Below are 17,527 nucleotides of genomic sequence, written 5' to 3' on the forward strand. Positions count from 1 at the left end.
GGCTAACACAGGACTTTTCCTGACCACTGCGTCAACGCGTAGAATGCGCGGCCTCGCGCATCAAAACCTTTTGGACGTTTCGCCCTTGAATTCCGTGACTGACCACTCCGCTGCAATTCCCCTCAATCGCCCGGCTCGGGTTCGCATGGAGCTGAAAACCCTGCTCGGCCTGGCGCTGCCGATCATGATTGCGCAACTTGCCACTACCGCGATGGGCTTCGTCGATGCGGTGATGGCCGGCCGAGTCGGGCCGCGAGACCTGGCAGCGGTGGCGTTGGGCAACTCGATCTGGGTCCCGGTGTTTCTGTTGATGACCGGCACCCTGCTGGCCACCACGCCAAAAGTCGCCCAGCGCTTTGGCGCCGGCACGCACAGCGAGATCGGCCCGATCGTGCGGCAGGCCTTGTGGCTGGCGTTGGTGGTGGGTTTGATGGCGACGGGCATGCTGTTAAGCGCCGAACCGATTTTGCACCTTATGAAGGTCGATCCCGAGTTGATCGGCCCATGCATGCAATACCTGCACGGCATCGCCAGTGGGCTGCCCGCCGTCGCGTTCTACCATGTGTTGCGCTGTTTCAGTGACGGCCTGGGACGCACGCGCCCGGCGATGGTCCTGGGGTTGTGCGGGCTCGCACTGAACATTCCGCTGAACTACATCTTCATTTATGGCCACTTCGGTGTGCCGGCCATGGGCGGCGTCGGTTGTGGCTGGGCCACGGCGATTGTGATGTGGGTGATGGCGCTGGGCATGGCCGGCTGGGAACGCTGGGCGCCGGCGTATCAGTCGAGCCAGTTGTTCAGCCGTTTCGACTGGCCGCAGTGGCCAGTGATCAAACGCCTGCTGGGTATCGGCCTGCCGATCGGCATCGCGGTGTTCGCCGAATCGAGCATCTTCGCGGTGATTGCGCTGCTGATCGGCAGCCTCGGCGCGACCGTGGTGGCCGGGCATCAGATCGCGCTGAACTTCAGTTCGCTGGTGTTCATGATTCCCTACTCGCTCGGCATGGCCGTGACCGTACGAGTGGGTCAGGCGCTCGGTCGTCAGGAGCCGCGTGAAGCGCGTTTCGCCGCCGGTGTCGGCATGGGCACGGCGCTGGCTTACGCGTGTATCTCTGCGAGCATGATGCTGTTGCTGCGCGAGCACATCGCGACCATCTACACGGCGGACCCAACGGTGATTCGCGTGGCGGCGATGCTGATCGTTTACTCGGCGCTGTTCCAGTTTTCCGATGCGATCCAGGTCACGGCGGCCGGTGCGTTGCGCGGCTATCAGGACACGCGGGTGACGATGATCCTGACGCTCTTCGCGTACTGGGGCATTGGTTTGCCGGTGGGTTACGCGCTGGGTCTGACCGACTGGTTCGGCACGCCGAGTGGCCCGAGCGGGCTGTGGCAGGGTTTGATCGTCGGCCTGAGCTGCGCCGCGCTGATGCTGTCGATCCGCCTGACGCGCAGTGCACGCAAGCGGATCCGCAACGGGCTGAGTTGACCCTGTGGGAGCCAGCCTGCTGGCGATTGCGGTGATTCAGTCAACAATGATGTTGAGTTTGAATCAGCCATCGCCAGCAGGCTGGCTCCCAACGTAGTTTTTTGTGGGTCAATCGGACTTCTTGCGAATCCAGTAGAGGTAGGTGCCGGCCTCTTCATGCTGCGCGACCAGCTCGTGGTCGAGGAACACGCAGAACTTGGGAATGTCACGACGGGTCGACGGGTCGGTGGCGATCACCTTGAGCAGGCCGCCGGGCGCCAGGTCACGGATGTGCTGGTGCAGCATCATCACCGGCTCCGGGCAGTTGAGGCCGGAGGCGTCGAGGGTGCCGTCTACCGGCGTATCAAGCATTTCACTCATGATTCACTCCTGAAACTGGCCGGCATTGTCGCGCATTGCCGGGTTTAACGTCATCTGTGACATACACCGCCCCCACAGGGATATAAGCATTTCAGCGGGATTTCGGTTTCTTCACGTCGAGCCGGCGCAGGTGGCACGTCACTTCTTCACGGTCGTGATACAGCTGTTTGCAGCCGATTTCGACCCGAATCCCGCGCTCCTTGAAGCCGTCGGCAATGCGCTCGAGCAAGCGCTTCACTTCGGCGTAACGCTGTTTCATCGGCAGCTTGAGGTTGACCACCGCCTCACGGCAATGCCCTTCGCCAATCCACTCTTCCAGCATCGCCGCGTTGCGTGCCGGTTTCTCGACGATGTCGCAGACCATCCAGTCCACCGGCTGGCGGGGCTTGTAGGTGAAACCGTCGGCCATCAAATGTTGCACCAGACCGGTGTCCATCAGGCTTTCCGCCATCGGGCCGTTGTCGATGGCCGTCACCAGCATGCCGCGATTGACCAGTTGCCAGGTCCAGCCGCCGGGCGCTGCGCCAAGGTCGACGCCGGTCATGTCGCTGTGCAGACGCTCGTCCCACTGATCGCGCGGAATGAAATGGTGCCACGCCTCTTCCAGCTTCAGGGTCGAACGGCTTGGTGCCTCGCGGGGAAACTTCAGGCGCGGAATGCCCATCGGCCACATCGCCGAGTTGTTCGACTCGGCCAGGCCCATGAACACTTCGCGACCGCTTTTGAACGTCAGCAGCAGGCGCGGCTTGTTTTCGTCCTCCACCAGCTTGCCCGCCGCCATCAGCGCTTTGCGCAGGTGCACTTCGAATTTCTTGCAGAAGTTCGACAGTTCTTTGCCGTCGTTGGTATCGACCATTTCCAGCCACAGGCTGCCGCACAGCGGGAAGTCCGCCATGTGCGCGAGGATCACGCTGATGCGGTCGGTTTCCGGCAAGTCGATGAAAATCCCGCGCGCCCATTGGCGCGGGAAGATCAGCTCGGCGAAACGCTGACCACGCATCAGGCGCTCGGCGCCGTCTTCTTCGGTGCAGATGAATTCGGCGCAGGCGCTGGCGGTTTTGGCCTTGGCATAACCGGCGACGTTCAGCCGTGCGGCGTGTTCGGAGATCTCGGAACAGACTTCGCCTTCGAAGCCCGGCCGGCAATGCATAAAGAGGGTGTTCATTCTTACTCCTGGGCAGTTGGCGAAGAATTCAGCCACTGCGCGATGCCCAGGCTTGCGTTGAAGCAAAGCCTGTCACGAAAACCGGCGCATGATAGCCGAGTTCGGAACCTTGGACTTGGCCATAGAGTCCAGTTATTAGCCTTAACGCCTAAACAGGGCTAGGTTAAAAGCTCTGTTCGTCACGTCAGTCCGTAGCCGTGCGGACTCAAAGGAGTCATTTCAATGCCGTCCCTCGATAGCCTGAAAACCCTTAAAACCCTGCAAATCGACGACAAGACCTACCATTATTTCAGTCTGCCCGACGCCGCCAAAAGCCTCGGTGATCTCGACAAGCTGCCAATGTCGTTGAAAGTGTTGCTGGAAAACCTGCTGCGCTGGGAAGACGAAAAAACCGTCACCGGCGCCGATCTCCGGGCGATAGCCGCCTGGCTCAAGGAGCGCCGCTCCGACCGCGAGATCCAGTACCGCCCTGCCCGGGTGCTGATGCAAGACTTCACCGGTGTGCCCGCCGTGGTCGACCTGGCCGCCATGCGCGCCGCCATGGCCAAGGCCGGTGGCGACCCGCAGCGGATCAATCCGCTGTCCCCGGTGGACCTGGTGATCGACCACTCGGTAATGGTCGACAAGTTCGGCAGCGCCAGCGCCTTCGGACAGAACGTCGACATCGAAATGCAGCGCAACGGCGAGCGTTATGCCTTTCTGCGCTGGGGCCAGAGCGCCTTCGACAACTTCAGCGTGGTGCCACCGGGCACGGGGATTTGCCATCAGGTCAACCTCGAATACCTCGGCCGCACGGTCTGGACCAAGGATGAGGACGGTCGCACCTATGCGTTCCCCGACACCCTGGTCGGCACCGACTCCCACACCACCATGATCAACGGCCTCGGCGTCCTCGGCTGGGGTGTCGGCGGGATCGAAGCGGAAGCGGCGATGCTCGGTCAGCCGGTGTCGATGCTGATTCCGGAAGTGATCGGTTTCAAGCTCACCGGCAAATTGAAGGAAGGCATCACCGCCACCGATCTGGTGCTGACCGTGACCCAGATGCTGCGCAAGAAAGGTGTGGTCGGCAAATTCGTCGAATTCTACGGCGACGGTCTTGCCGACCTGCCGCTGGCTGACCGAGCGACCATCGCCAACATGGCCCCGGAATATGGCGCCACCTGCGGTTTCTTCCCGGTGGATGACGTGACGCTGGAATACCTGCGCCTGTCCGGCCGGCCGCTTGAAACCGTGAAACTGGTCGAGGCCTATTGCAAGGCCCAGGGTCTGTGGCGCCTGCCCGGCAAGGAGCCGGCGTTCACCGACAGCCTGGCGCTGGACATGGGCAGCGTCGAAGCCAGCCTCGCCGGGCCCAAGCGCCCACAGGACCGGGTGTCGTTGCCCAATGTCGCGCAAGCGTTCAGCGACTTTCTCGGCCTGCAGTTCAAGCCCACCAGCAAGGAAGAAGGTCGCCTGGAAAGTGAGGGCGGTGGCGGCGTCGCGGTCGGCAACGCGGATCTGGTCGGCGAAACGGACTACGAGTACGACGGCCAGACCTATCGACTGAAAAACGGCGCGGTGGTGATCGCCGCGATCACCTCTTGCACCAACACTTCCAACCCGAGCGTGATGATGGCCGCCGGCCTGGTGGCAAAAAAAGCCGTGGAGAAAGGCCTCAGGCGCAAACCGTGGGTAAAAAGTTCGCTGGCGCCGGGCTCGAAAGTGGTGACCGACTACTACAAGGCGGCCGGGTTGACGCAATACCTTGATGAGCTGGGGTTTGCATTGGTCGGTTATGGCTGCACCACCTGCATCGGTAACTCCGGGCCGTTGCCGGAGCCGATCGAAAAAGCCATCCAGAAAGCCGACCTGACCGTCGCTTCGGTGCTGTCGGGTAACCGCAACTTCGAAGGCCGCGTGCATCCGCTGGTGAAAACCAACTGGCTGGCCTCGCCGCCGCTGGTCGTCGCGTATGCCCTGGCTGGCACGGTGCGCATTGATATCAGCAGCGAACCGCTGGGGGACGACAAGGACGGCAACCCGGTTTACTTGCGGGACATCTGGCCAAGCACCCAGGAAATCGCCAACGCAGTGAATCAGGTCAACACCGCGATGTTCCACAAGGAATACGCCGAAGTGTTTGCCGGCGACGCGCAATGGCAGGCGATTGAAGTGCCGCAAGCGGCAACCTATGTCTGGCAGGACGATTCGACTTACATCCAGCATCCACCGTTTTTCGACGACATCGGCGGCCCACCGCCCGTGGTCAAGGACGTCGCGGGTGCCAGAGTCCTTGCGCTGCTCGGCGACTCGGTGACCACCGATCACATCTCCCCCGCCGGCAACATCAAGTCCGACAGCCCGGCGGGCAATTACTTGCGAGAAAAAGGCGTGGAACCGCGAGACTTCAACTCCTACGGTTCCCGTCGCGGCAACCATGAAGTGATGATGCGCGGCACCTTTGCCAACATCCGCATTCGCAACGAGATGCTCGGCGGCGAGGAAGGCGGGAATACGATTTACATTCCCACCGGGGAAAAACTGGCGATCTACGACGCGGCCATGCGTTACCAAGCCTCGGGCACGCCGCTGGTGGTGATCGCAGGGCAAGAATACGGCACCGGCTCAAGCCGCGACTGGGCGGCCAAGGGCACCAATCTGTTGGGCGTGAAAGCGGTCATCGCCGAAAGCTTCGAGCGGATTCACCGCTCCAATCTGGTGGGCATGGGCGTGCTGCCCTTGCAGTTCAAGCTGGATCAGAACCGCAAGAGCCTGAATCTCACCGGTAAGGAGACCCTGGATATTCTGGGCCTGACCGGCGTCGAGCTGACGCCGCGGATGAACCTGACGCTGATCATCACCCGTGAAAACGGCAGCCGCGAGAAAATCGAGGTGCTGTGCCGGATCGATACGCTGAATGAAGTCGAATACTTCAAATCAGGAGGGATTTTGCACTATGTGTTGCGGCAGTTGATTGCATCGTAAGTGTTCGCAGAAAAACACACCGCCTTCGGGCGGTGTTTTTGTTTGTACGGACATCCCTATAATCGCCCCTCTTTTTTTATACCGCCCCCTGAAGCAGCAAGCTTGCTCCTACAAAGGACCGAGACGACCCGCAGAATCTTCGACACAAGGACTTCAGATGTTTGCTTTGCCATGGACCTTCCTGGCCCTGCTCTCCCTCGGCTACGCCATGGCCCTGACATACGGCCGCCTCGGCTGGCTGGCGCTTATCTCGGTTGCACTGCTGCTGATCGCCGGTTTCGCGGCTCGCCAACAACAGGTCCCGATTGGCCGCTACCTCGGTCACGCCCTGTTTGTTTTCATGGCGCTGGCATTGGCGATGCACTGGCTGCCCGGCTTCCACAATGGTCGCGGTATCAATCCGCATCGTTTTACCGACGATGCTGCACCGTTTGCCCTGTTCCTGAATCTGGACAAACCGCTGATCGGTTTCTGGCTATTACTGGTCTGCCCGTGGATTGTCGGCCGGCGTTCGCTGCGGCTTGGCGTTTTTGCCACCGCGATGGGGCTGACGCTGAGCAGCGTGCTGGCGTTGGGTGGCGCGCTATTGCTGGGCGTGATCAATTGGGCCCCAAAATGGCCCGATCAGGCGTGGCTGTGGCTGGTCAACAACCTGCTGCTCGTGACGCTGGTGGAAGAAGCGCTGTTTCGTGGCTACCTTCAGGGCGGTCTCAGTCGGCACTTCAAACACCTGCCTTATGGCGAAAACCTGGCGCTGTTGCTCGCTTCGCTGCTGTTTGGTCTGGTGCATGGGGGGGCTGGCTGGCAATGGGTGTTACTGGCGAGCCTGGCAGGTGTCGGCTATGGTCTGGCCTACCGTTTCGGCGGGTTGGGTGCGGCCATTGCCACGCATTTCGGTTTGAACCTGCTGCATTTCGGCCTGTTCACCTATCCGATGCTGGCGGGATGACGCAACGGTCGTTTTGCGACGCGCCGCTGATTATTGAAATAAAAATTCAATAAACCCCTGACGATGCCGACAACCACTCAAAGCCTTGCGGATTGAAAAAGCCATGCGTAACAACCAGCCCATTACACAACGCGAACGGACCTTCCCGGCTCAGCAACGGTTGATTTCCACCACCGATGCCAAGGGCGTGATCACCTACTGCAACGACGCGTTCGTCGAAATCAGTGGGTTTTCCCGCGAGGAACTGATCCGTGCGCCGCATAACCTGGTCCGTCACCCTGACGTACCGTCTGCGGTGTTCGCGCACATGTGGGGCACATTGAAACAAGGCTTGCCATGGATGGGCATTGTCAAGAATCGCTGCAAGACCGGTGACCACTACTGGGTTAACGCCTACGTCACACCGGTGTTCGATGGCAACCAGGTGATCGGTTACGAGTCGGTGCGGGTCAAACCCACCGCCGAACAGATCCAGCGTGCCGAAGCGCTCTACCAACGCATCAACCAGGGCAAGTCAGCGATTCCTTCCACCGATAAATGGCTGCCGATCCTGCAGGACTGGCTGCCGTTCATTCTGGTCAGCCAGTTGAGCTTCATGATCGGCGCCACGCTGAACTCCCACTGGGGTTTTGCCCTGGCCGCCGGCCTTTCGGTGCCATTGGGCCTGCTGGGGTTGAGCTGGCAACAGCGCGGTCTCAAGCGCTTGCTGCGCCTGGCCGAGCAGACCACGTCCGACCCGCTGATCGCGCAGATGTACACCGACAGTCGCGGCGCTCAGGCGCGTCTGGAGATGTCGATCCTCAGCCAGGAAGCTCGCCTGAAAACCTGCCTGACCCGTCTGCAGGACACCGCCGAGCACCTGAGCGACCAAGCGAAGCAGTCCGACACCCTGGCTCACAGCAGCTCTACCGGCCTGGAACGTCAGCGCGTCGAAACCGAGCAAGTGGCCACCGCCGTCAATCAGATGGCCGCGACCACGCAGGAAGTCGCCAGCCACGTGCAACGCACGGCGGATGCGACTCAGGAAGCCAATCGCCTGACCGGGCGCGGCCGTGACATCGCCGGGGAAACCCGCGAAGCCATTCAGCGCCTGTCGGAAGTGGTCGGCGAAACCGGCCTGACCGTGACGCAACTGGCCAAGGACAGCGATGAAATCGGCGGCGTGGTCGACGTGATCAAAGGCATCGCCGACCAGACCAACCTGCTGGCGTTGAACGCCGCCATCGAAGCGGCGCGGGCCGGTGAAATGGGGCGCGGTTTTGCGGTAGTTGCCGACGAAGTTCGTCAATTGGCACAGCGCACCAGCGAATCCACCGGGCAGATTCACGCCCTGATCGCCAAGCTCCAGCAAACCGCCAGCACCGCCGTGCAAACCATGGAAGCCGGGCATCGCCAGGCGGAAGAAGGTGTGGCGCGGGTGCTCGAAGCGGACCAGGCGTTGATCGGGATCAGCGAAGCGGTGGCGCACATCACCGACATGACCACGCAGATCGCTGCCGCGACCGAAGAGCAAAGCTCGGTGGCCGAAGAAATCAGCCGCAACATCAGCAACATCTCGCAACTGGCTGACCAGACGTCGGAACAGGCGCAGCACTCGGCGTTGCTGAGTGAAGAGCTGACGAAGACTGCGAATACCCAGTATTCGTTGGTGGAGCGGTTTAACCGCTGATTGATGCTGGAAAAACAAAAACCCGGACAGTGAAAGCTTCCGGGTTTTTTCTTGCCAATCTGAAAGTGATGTTGTCTGCCAGGGTCTCATCGCGGGCAAGCCCGCTCCTACAGGGTTTTGTGCCGGAAATGAATTTTGCGTAACACACCTGTCACTCTGCGGGCTTGCCCGCGAAGCGGCCAGCACAACCGCCACACCATGCAGCCTCTAGCTTCGGGCAAACGCCACAGCTTTCTGAAACTGCTCATCCGTCGGCCGCACGCCGGTATACAGCACGAACTGTTCCAGCGCCTGGATGGCGATCACTTCCAGTCCGGTGATCACCCGTTTGCCTTCGGCACGCCCACGCACGATCAGTGGTGTTTCCGAGGGGATCGCCACCACATCGAAGACGGTCTCTGCCGCTGCGATGATTTCAGCAGCAAACGCCAGGTGATCGGCTTCAGGCCCGCCGGTCATGCCGATCGGTGTCACGTTGATCAACATTTGCGGGCGTTGAGCCCCCATATCGGCCTGCCATTGATACCCCAGCGACTCCGCCAGCGCTCGTCCGGCGCGCTCGTTACGGGCGACGATCAGGCCGTTTTTGTAACCGCCATCGCGCAAGGCACTGGCCACAGCCTTGGCCATGCCGCCGCTGCCGCGCAGGGCAAAGGTCGATTCCTTGGGTACCTGATGGGTTTCCAGCAATTGAGCGATGGCGATGTAATCGGTGTTGTAAGCCTTGAGGTGGCCGTCCGTGTTGACGATGGTGTTGATCGACTGAATCGCGGCAGCCGACGCGTCCAGCTCATCGACCAGCGCAATGCAGGCTTCCTTGAACGGCATCGACACGCCGCAGCCGCGAATCCCCAAGGCGCGGATGCCACCGACAGCCCCGGTCAGATCCTGGCTGCGGAACGCCTTGTAGTAGAAGTTCAGGCCAAGTTGTTCGTACAGATGATTGTGAAATCGCAGGCCAAAGTTCCCCGGGCGCCCCGACAGGGACATGCACAGCTGAGTGTCTTTGTTGGGGTTCATCTGCATGAAGAATCTCCTTCGGTAGCACTTTCAGATGGACGGGATTAGCCATTCCATCGCGTTCTGATCGATCATATCGGCGTGCCTGCTCGTGGCAGCGCACGTGGGTAACGAAGCCGGTACAGACCTTACACAAAATTTACCCAACGGCTGTGCTGATTTTCAAAAAAACGCTGTCTTAGAAGTATCCCCGCGACAATCCTTGGGTCTATTGCAGACCCAAGCGCCGGGTTGAAGAACCGAGGAATGATCATGATCCGTAAAATCCCCACAGTTGCCTTGCTGATCGGTGCGCTTGCTATCGCAGGGCAGGCAGAGGCTGGCGGCGGTCACGGTTGGCAAGGTCCAGCGGTATTTGGCGCGATCGTTGGCTCGGCCATCGTCGGTTCGGCCATCATCAATAGCAACCGGCCCGTTTATGTCCAGCAACAACCGGTGTACTACCAGCCGCAACCGGTATACGTACAGCAACCGCCACCGGTTTACTACCAGCCGGCGCCGGTCTACGTGCAACAACCGGTCTATTACGCCCCGCCACCGGTCTACTACGGTCCGCCCCGCGGCTATTACGGCCCGCCACGCGGTTATTACGGCCATCCCCATGGTTACGGCCGCTGGTAACAGGCTCACAAGGCCCCGCTTTTATAGCGGGGCTTTTTTATGCCCGTTCGTCGGTGAACGTCTGGATACATCTCGCCAAGGTCGCTATCGGGACAGTCCCGCCGGTTCAAGCGGGCAAGATTGACTCAAGCGTCCTTCCCCCGCGCAGGGGGAACGGTCATATTTATGTCATGTCAGGTCCGCAAGCTTGGATCTGTCCGCCAACAACAGGTTGATAACAACAAGGACGACCTCATGCCCACGCAAAACCCGCACCGCGATATCAGCTTGTGCACCTCCAGCAAGGTGTACAACGCCCTGACCGAACTCAAGCACCTGGAAGGCCACCGCAGCGCCAAGTTTCTTTCGTTGCTGGCCGAAAACCTGGTGCGCAAAGGCCTGCTCAACGAGCACGAAGTGGTCCATATGCTGGATTTGGTGGTTGACTGACTGACAGACGGTCGTTTGGGGCTGCTGGCGTCAATGACGACTATCGAAAGCGTTGATTTCTCGTTCAAGCATCGGGTCCGTAAGGTAGCTCCATAGATTGATGGAGGTACTTATGTCCCAGGTTCAGATCATGTCCGTTATCGGCAGCGCCGTTCCCGCCCCGCTTAGAGAGCTGGGATTGCTCGCCTGTTGGTATCTGGTGCAGGACGGCGAACCGATCAGCGGTCCGCTTACCTCGCTTAACGCGGCCAAGGCCCTGTCGCAGAGCCTCCACACCGGTCGACTCAGCGCCTAAGGCAGCTGAACCCGTGGTTTGGTTTCGATGAAAATCGCCCAGCTCGACATGAACAGCGCGGCGATCAACGGTCCGATGACAAAGCCATTGAGTCCGAAAATCGCCAGGCCACCGAGGGTCGAAATGAGGATCAGATAGTCCGGCATCTTTGTATCCTTGCCCACCAGGATCGGGCGCAGCACGTTGTCCACCAGGCCGATCACGAACACCCCGAACAGCCCCAGCACCACGCCCTGCCAGATCGCCCCGCTGAACAGGAAAAACGCGGCCACCGGCGCCCAGACAATCCCTGCGCCAACCGCCGGCAACAGCGACAAAAACGCCATCAGCACCGCCCAGAGCAACGAGCTCGGGATGTCCAGAAACCAGAAAATAAAGCCGCCCAATGCACCTTGCGTGATTGCCACCAGCAGGTTGCCCTTCACCGTGGCGCGCACCACGCGGTTGAACTTGAGCTGCAAACGACGTTTCTGGTGTTCTTCCAGCGGCACGGCGGCGCGCACTTTGCGCGCCAGTTCTGCACCGTCGCGCAAAAAGAAGAACAGCAGGTACAGCATGATGAAAAACCCCACCACGAAATCAAACGTACCCTGGCCGAAACTGAAGGCTTTGTTGGCGATGAACTCATTGCCCGTCACTGCGCTCTTGATGATTTTCTCCCGCAGCCCTTCCAGTTCGCCGACCCCCGCGCGATCGAGCAAATGCTGGAAGTACGGAGGCAGGCTGTGTTTGAAGTGCGTGACGTACCCGGCAATGTCCAGTTCGCCGCTTTCGATGCTTTTGTAAAGCGCCGCCCCTTCCTGGACCAGCAGAATACTGAGGATGATCACCGGCAGGATCGCGATGACCAGACAAATGCTCAATGTCAGCAGTGACGTCAGGTTGCGCTGCCAGCCGAACTTCAGTTGCAGGCGCCGCTGCAGCGGCGCGAAGAGAATGCCGAGAATCACCGCCCAGAACACCGCGCCGTAGAACGGCAGCAAAATCCAGATAAACGCGGCGGTCACCAGCCCCAGCAGAATCACCAGTGATTTGTCTTGTACCGTCTCTTCGCTCATGTCCGATCCATGTCAGTCCGCAGGGCACAGGCCCTTGAAGCAAGAGCCGTTCTGATGCTTAGTCCGCCACGGTTCGCGCGAGTGCCATCCGTTTGTTCATCAAGCATAGATCCAGATCAAGGTACGCCGCGGACAAGCCGATTACCCTCGGTGGTTTTTGCGATCGACCCGCCCATGACCCTTTTCACACCTGAGCTGCTCGCCCCCGCCGGCACCCTGAAAAACATGCGTTATGCCTTTGCCTATGGCGCCGATGCGGTGTACGCCGGTCAGCCGCGCTACAGCCTGCGGGTGCGCAATAACGAGTTTGATCATGCCAACCTGGCGCTCGGCATTCGCGAAGCCCAGGCCCAGGGCAAGCGCTTTTACGTGGTGGTGAACATCGCCCCGCACAACGCCAAACTCAAAACCTTCCTCAAGGACCTGGAGCCGGTGATTGCCATGGCGCCGGACGCGCTGATCATGTCCGACCCGGGCCTGATCATGCTGGTGCGTCGGCACTTCCCGCAGATGCCGATTCACCTGTCGGTGCAAGCCAACACGGTCAACTGGGCGAGTGTCGAGTTCTGGCAGCAACAAGGCTTGAGCCGGATCATCCTGTCGCGGGAACTGTCCCTGGAAGAAATCGCCGAAATCCGCCAGCAAGTGCCCACCATGGAACTGGAAGTGTTCGTCCACGGCGCGTTGTGCATGGCCTATTCCGGGCGCTGCCTGCTGTCGGGCTACATGAACAAACGCGATGCCAATCAGGGCAGTTGCACCAATGCCTGTCGCTGGAAGTACTCGGCGCAGCAGGCCACGGAAAATCATCTCGGCGAAATCGTGCAGACCTTCCAGCCCGAACCGACACTGGGAATTGGCGCGCCCACCGACCAGGTATTCCTGTTGCAGGAAGCCAACCGCCCCGACGAACTGATGCCGGCCTTCGAAGACGAACACGGCACCTACATCATGAATGCCAAGGACCTGCGCGCCGTGCAGCACGTCGAGCGTCTGACGCAGATGGGCGTGCATTCGCTGAAAATCGAAGGGCGAACCAAATCTCACTTTTACTGCGCGCGCACGACTCAGGTTTATCGCCGGGCGATCGACGATGCGGTGGCCGGTCGCGAGTTCGACCGCAGCCTGATGAGCGATCTGGAATCCCTCGCCCAGCGCGGCTACACCGAAGGTTTTCTGCGTCGGCACGTGCATGACGAATATCAGAATTATCAGAACGGCAGCTCGGTGTCGGAGCGGCAACAGTTTGTCGGTGAGCTGACCGGCGAGCGGCGTGACCGGCTGGCGGAAGTCAAAGTGAAGAACCGCTTTGGCCTGGGCGATCACATGGAACTGATGACGCCCAAGGGCAACTTCCACTTCGATTTGCACCAGTTGCAGAACGTCAAAGGCCAGCCCATCGAAGTGGCACCGGGGGATGGGCACACCGTGTACCTGCCGATTCCGGATGCGGTGGATTTGCGCTTCGGGTTGTTGATGCGGGATGTGAGCGGGGTGTAATTTTCGATCTACACCTGTTCTTCTGAAACACCGCCAGCTCCCGCAGAGGGCGCGGTGTTATTGGGTGAACTCTTCGCGCAACATCGCCACAAACGCTTCTCGCGCCGGGTGAACCCCGGCGTTTTCATGCCAGTAGAACAGGTTGTCGATGGCGGTCAGTTCGGGGAACTCATACCCCGCGCAACCGGCGCCTTGGGCGTACTGATCGAACACCCCCTTAGGCACCAGCGCGATCCCCGCCCCCGCGCTGACGCACCCGACAATCGCGCCGTAACTCGCCAGGCTGACAATCGGCAGCGCCTGCCCCTGGCGCAACAACCAATGCTCCAGCGCCGCGCGGTATGGACACCCCTGAGGCCACATGAACACGGTCTTGTCCTGCAAATCAGCGTTCTCACGCAGCGGCCCCAGCGACGTCGAGGCGATCAACAGCAGCTCCTCGCGGTACATCGGCGTGCGCTTGAGTTGTGAGCGCTCGACATCCACCGCGACAATCGCGCCGTCGAGCCGGTGACTGACCGTGTCATCGAGCAATTGGCCCCAGGTGCCGGTGGTCAGTTCCAGCGCCACCGCCGGATAACGCTTGTGGAATTTGGCGAGTAAACGAGGCAAGCGGCCGGTGGCCGACGATTCGATGGCGCCGATACGCAACGGGCCGGATGGCTCGGCGGCGGGGTCGACCGCCCGCTTGGCTTCCGCCGTCATGGCCAGAATCTTCGAGGCGTAGGCCAGAAAAGTCTGCCCCGACGGGCTGATGCGCAACCCTCTGCCTTCGCGGATAAACAACGCGACGCCCAACTCGGCTTCCAGCGATTTGATCCGTGCCGTGATGTTCGACGGCACGCAATGCAACAGCTCGGCTGCCCGGGCGATGCTGCCGACGTCGGCCACGGTCTTGAACATGCGAATCTGCGCCAGCTCCATACATCACCCAAAGTGAACAGTTAACGCAGTATAAGTCAGTTGTGGCGAACGATCCGTGTTCTGATACTTGAAGCATCTGCCCACAGGTGCCCGACCATGCCAGCCCTCTCAACCGCCGCCTCTCCCCTCAAAATCATCCTGGCCATGGCCTTCGTCGTCGCGTGCTGGGGGTATTCCCCCACCGGTATCCACATCGGCTTGCAAGCCTATGACCCCGGGCATCTGGCGTTGCTGCGGTTTCTGATCGCGTCATTGTTCATGGCGCTGGTCGCGGGGTTCAAAGGCATCAGTCTGCCGAACCTGCGCGATTTGCCGCTGCTGTTCGGCCTCGGTTTTTTTGCGGTGAGCCTGCATCACGTGGCGATCAATTTTGGTCAGCAAGGGATCAGCGCCGGAGCGTCCAGCGTGTTGGCGCAATCGACGCCATTGTTCAGCACGCTGCTGGCGCGCTTCGTGTTCAAGGACCGGGTGAGCGCCTGGCGCTGGGGCTGTGTTTTTCTCGGATTGATCGGCGTGGTGATTGTGGTCGCGGGCGATCGCGGACTGGGCAGCATCGACGCCCACGGCGTGTTGATTCTGCTGGCAGCGTTGTCCTGGAGTTTCTACTTCGCGCTACAGAAACATCACACCGGGCGTCACGACGGGCTGACACTGGTCTGCTACACGGTGTGGTCGGGGACCGCGTTGTTGCTGGTTTATCTGCCGGGGTTGGCGGCGCAAGTGCTCAACGCGCCGATGCAGGTGCAACTGGCGGTGCTGGCGCTGGGCATTTTTCCAAGCGCGCTCGCCTACCTGGCCTGGGCGTTTGTGTTGGCCCACGTTGATTTGAGCCGGGCGACGATGACCCTGTATCTGGTGCCGCCGACAGCGATGGCGATGGCCTCGTTTGCGCTGGGTGAGCGGCCGACGTTGATGGTTGTTGTGGGGGCGATGGTCGTGTTGGTCAGTGTGTTGGCGTTGAATCTGGAGCGGCGGTGGCTGGCGATTCGGGTGGCCAGTGTTTGATTGGGGGTTTTGTGGTGATGCGTCTGGCGTCTTCGCGGGCAAGCCACGCTCCCACAGGGTTTGTGTCGACCCCATTATTTGATCAACACAAAACCCTGTGTGCGGGCTTGCCCGCGATGGCGTCAGCCGTGACGCCACATCACTTCAGAGGGCGATCGGCTTACGCCCCGCAAACGAATGCGCCAACGTCCCGCCATCCACCAGCTCCAGCTCGCCCCCCAACGGCACGCCGTGGGCAATGCGCGAGGCGATCAGGCCTTTGTTGCTGAGCAACTGGGCGATGTAGTGCGCCGTGGCCTCACCCTCGACCGTCGGGTTGGTCGCGAGGATGACTTCGGTAAAGGTCCCCGCCTCTTCTATCCGCGCCAGCAATTGCGGAATCCCGATGGCTTCCGGCCCCAGCCCGTCGAGCGGCGACAAGTGGCCCTTGAGCACAAAGTAGCGACCGCGGAAACCGGTCTGCTCCACCGCGTAGACGTCCATCGGCCCTTCCACCACGCACAGCAAGGTATCGTCGCGGCGGTTATCGGCACATTGCGGGCACAGATCGTCTTCAGTCAGCGTGCGGCACAACCGGCAATGGCCCACCCCCTCCATGGCCTGGCTGAGTGCAAGGGCCAGTCGCGAGCCACCGCTGCGATCACGCTCGAGCAGCTGCAACGCCATGCGTTGGGCAGTTTTCTGACCCACACCTGGCAACGTTCGCAGGGCATCGATCAGTTGGCGAATCAAAGGGCTGAAGCTCATGGGGAAACGTCCGACAAAACAACGAGACGCGGTTTATACCCGCGCCTCTCTTTAGCGTCAAATTCTCAGTCCTGCGCGACCCGAACTACCAGTTTGCCGAAGTTGCGTCCTTCCAGTAGACCGATGAACGCCTCGGGCGCATTCTCAAGGCCATCGACCACATCTTCGCGGAATTTCACCTTGCCGTCGCGCACCCACGGCGCCATGGCGCTGACGAACTCGGGCTGACGATCGCCATAGTCGTCGAACACGATAAAACCCTGAATCCGCACACGCTTGGTCAACAACGTGCGTTGCAATTGCGGCAGGCGATCCGGGCCGGTCGGCGCTTCGCTGGCGTTGTAGGAAGCGATCAGCCCGCACAGTGGAATGCGCGCCTTGGGGTTGAGCAACGGCACCACCGCGTCGAATACCTTGCCACCGACGTTCTCGTAATAGATGTCGATGCCGTCCGGGCACGCCTGAGCCAGCTCATCGGCGAAGGTGGGGCTCTTGTGGTCGATGCAGGCGTCGAAACCCAACTCATCCACCACGTAACGGCATTTCTGCGCGCCACCGGCCACGCCAACCACCCGCAGACCTTTGATCTTCGCCACTTGCCCGACCACCGACCCCACCGCGCCGGACGCCGCCGCGACCACAAGGGTTTCTCCGGAGGCTGGCTGACCGATGTCCATCAAGCCCATGTAGGCCGTCATACCCGGCATCCCGAGCACGCCCAGTGCCATCGACGGGCTCGGCAGCCCGGACGGTACCGGAATGACATTGCGACCGTCGCTGATGCTGTGGCTCTGCCAGCCGGTGGCGCCGACGACCAGATCACCTTCGTGGAACTTGGGATTCATGGAACGCTCGACACGGCTGACAGCGCCACCGGTCATCACTTCGTCGATTTCCACCGGTGCGGCGTAGGACGGCGCGTCACTCATGCGTCCGCGCATGTAGGGATCCAGCGACAGATACAGGGTTTTGAGCAACACCTGGCCTTCGGCCAAATCCGGCAGCGCTTCCCGTTCCAGGCGGAAATTCTCCGGCGTCGGCGCACCTACGGGGCGGGACGCGAGGACGATACGTTGGTTGAGGGTCAATGCTTCTGGCATGTGAGCGTCTCCTTTGATCGATGAATTCGGCGGTATAAGGGAGCAGACCTTTGTGGCGGTGTCGCGTTCGATGTTTCGTCAGTTGTACTGAGGTGACTTCATCGCGAGCAGGCTCGCTCCCACATTGGAATGCGATCAACCGGTGGGAGCGAGCCTGCTCGCGATAGCGGCCTGATAGACACTACATCGCCATCAGGCAGAAACAAAAATGCCAGGCGCAATGCCTGGCATT

General features: G+C 60.7%; 16 protein-coding genes. 9 read left to right on the forward strand and 7 right to left on the reverse strand.

Features of this window, described 5'->3' with window-relative positions:
- The first annotated feature begins 85 nt into the window (after positions 1-85).
- Positions 86-1,489 (forward strand): MATE family efflux transporter, encoded by a 1,404-nt coding sequence (locus Q7W83_RS17215; protein ID WP_150654213.1) that lies wholly within the window; start codon positions 86-88, stop codon positions 1,487-1,489.
- A 108-nt stretch (positions 1,490-1,597) separates the two neighbouring features.
- Here Q7W83_RS17215 and tusA read toward each other — a convergent pair whose 3' ends face one another.
- Positions 1,598-1,849, reverse strand: coding sequence for a sulfurtransferase TusA (gene tusA / locus Q7W83_RS17220; protein ID WP_150631624.1), 252 nt, complete (start codon positions 1,847-1,849; stop codon positions 1,598-1,600).
- A gap of 91 nt (positions 1,850-1,940) precedes the next feature.
- The gene (rlmM, locus tag Q7W83_RS17225) at positions 1,941-3,014 is read right to left on the reverse strand and encodes a 23S rRNA (cytidine(2498)-2'-O)-methyltransferase RlmM (protein ID WP_150631625.1); all 1,074 of its coding nucleotides are present in this window, start codon (positions 3,012-3,014) and stop codon (positions 1,941-1,943) included.
- 222 nt (positions 3,015-3,236) lie between these two features.
- Here rlmM and acnA point away from each other — a divergent pair, with 222 nt between their 5' ends.
- From acnA to Q7W83_RS17240, 3 genes are all read left to right on the forward strand, one after another.
- Positions 3,237-5,978: an aconitate hydratase AcnA gene (acnA, locus tag Q7W83_RS17230; RefSeq protein WP_458377195.1), complete on the forward strand. Its 2,742-nt coding sequence runs from the start codon at positions 3,237-3,239 to the stop codon at positions 5,976-5,978.
- Between the two features lie 157 nt (positions 5,979-6,135).
- Positions 6,136-6,927, forward strand: a complete 792-nt coding sequence (locus Q7W83_RS17235; RefSeq protein WP_458377194.1) for a CPBP family intramembrane glutamic endopeptidase — start codon at positions 6,136-6,138, stop codon at positions 6,925-6,927.
- Positions 6,928-7,030: 103 nt separating this feature from the next.
- A complete protein-coding gene (locus tag Q7W83_RS17240) occupies positions 7,031-8,596 on the forward strand; it encodes a methyl-accepting chemotaxis protein (protein ID WP_150631628.1) in 1,566 nt (521 codons plus the stop codon).
- Between the two features lie 207 nt (positions 8,597-8,803).
- On the opposite strand, the gene Q7W83_RS17245 is transcribed toward Q7W83_RS17240, so the two are convergent.
- A complete protein-coding gene (locus Q7W83_RS17245) occupies positions 8,804-9,622 on the reverse strand; it encodes a shikimate 5-dehydrogenase (protein ID WP_150637500.1) in 819 nt (272 codons plus the stop codon).
- 246 nt (positions 9,623-9,868) lie between these two features.
- Between Q7W83_RS17245 and Q7W83_RS17250 the strand changes: the two genes are divergently transcribed.
- The 3 genes from Q7W83_RS17250 to Q7W83_RS17260 all read left to right on the forward strand — a co-directional run bounded on the left by Q7W83_RS17250 (position 9,869) and on the right by Q7W83_RS17260 (position 10,961).
- Entirely contained in the window at positions 9,869-10,237 is a 369-nt protein-coding gene (locus Q7W83_RS17250) for a hypothetical protein (protein WP_031319047.1), read from the forward strand.
- A gap of 234 nt (positions 10,238-10,471) precedes the next feature.
- Positions 10,472-10,666 carry a hypothetical protein gene (locus Q7W83_RS17255; RefSeq protein ID WP_084319749.1) on the forward strand — a complete coding sequence of 65 codons (195 nt, stop codon included), beginning with the start codon at positions 10,472-10,474 and terminating at the stop codon, positions 10,664-10,666.
- Positions 10,667-10,778: 112 nt separating this feature from the next.
- Positions 10,779-10,961, forward strand: coding sequence for a hypothetical protein (locus Q7W83_RS17260; protein WP_150631630.1), 183 nt, complete (start codon positions 10,779-10,781; stop codon positions 10,959-10,961).
- Here Q7W83_RS17260 and Q7W83_RS17265 read toward each other — a convergent pair.
- Positions 10,958-12,019 carry an AI-2E family transporter gene (locus Q7W83_RS17265; RefSeq protein WP_150637505.1) on the reverse strand — a complete coding sequence of 354 codons (1,062 nt, stop codon included), beginning with the start codon at positions 12,017-12,019 and terminating at the stop codon, positions 10,958-10,960. The genes Q7W83_RS17260 and Q7W83_RS17265 overlap by 4 nt on opposite strands.
- Positions 12,020-12,193: 174 nt before the next feature.
- On the opposite strand from Q7W83_RS17265, the gene trhP reads away from it, so the two are divergent.
- Positions 12,194-13,519 (forward strand): prephenate-dependent tRNA uridine(34) hydroxylase TrhP, encoded by a 1,326-nt coding sequence (gene trhP, locus Q7W83_RS17270; protein ID WP_150654216.1) that lies wholly within the window; start codon positions 12,194-12,196, stop codon positions 13,517-13,519.
- A 57-nt stretch (positions 13,520-13,576) separates the two neighbouring features.
- Here the strand turns inward: trhP and Q7W83_RS17275 are convergent, their stop codons facing one another.
- The gene (locus tag Q7W83_RS17275; RefSeq protein WP_150631633.1) at positions 13,577-14,443 is read right to left on the reverse strand and encodes a LysR family transcriptional regulator; all 867 of its coding nucleotides are present in this window, start codon (positions 14,441-14,443) and stop codon (positions 13,577-13,579) included.
- A gap of 96 nt (positions 14,444-14,539) precedes the next feature.
- Between Q7W83_RS17275 and Q7W83_RS17280 the strand changes: the two genes are divergently transcribed.
- Positions 14,540-15,448: a DMT family transporter gene (locus tag Q7W83_RS17280; RefSeq protein WP_473656386.1), complete on the forward strand. Its 909-nt coding sequence runs from the start codon at positions 14,540-14,542 to the stop codon at positions 15,446-15,448.
- Between the two features lie 144 nt (positions 15,449-15,592).
- On the opposite strand, the gene recR is transcribed toward Q7W83_RS17280, so the two are convergent.
- Both recR and Q7W83_RS17290 read right to left on the reverse strand, forming a co-directional pair.
- Positions 15,593-16,195 carry a recombination mediator RecR gene (recR, locus tag Q7W83_RS17285; protein WP_133836727.1) on the reverse strand — a complete coding sequence of 201 codons (603 nt, stop codon included), beginning with the start codon at positions 16,193-16,195 and terminating at the stop codon, positions 15,593-15,595.
- Positions 16,196-16,260: 65 nt separating this feature from the next.
- Complete coding sequence (locus Q7W83_RS17290) at positions 16,261-17,295, reverse strand: NADP-dependent oxidoreductase (protein ID WP_150637514.1); 1,035 nt, start codon at positions 17,293-17,295, stop codon at positions 16,261-16,263.
- Positions 17,296-17,527 lie beyond the last annotated feature (232 nt).

Source organism: Pseudomonas sp. 300, assembly GCF_055803035.1.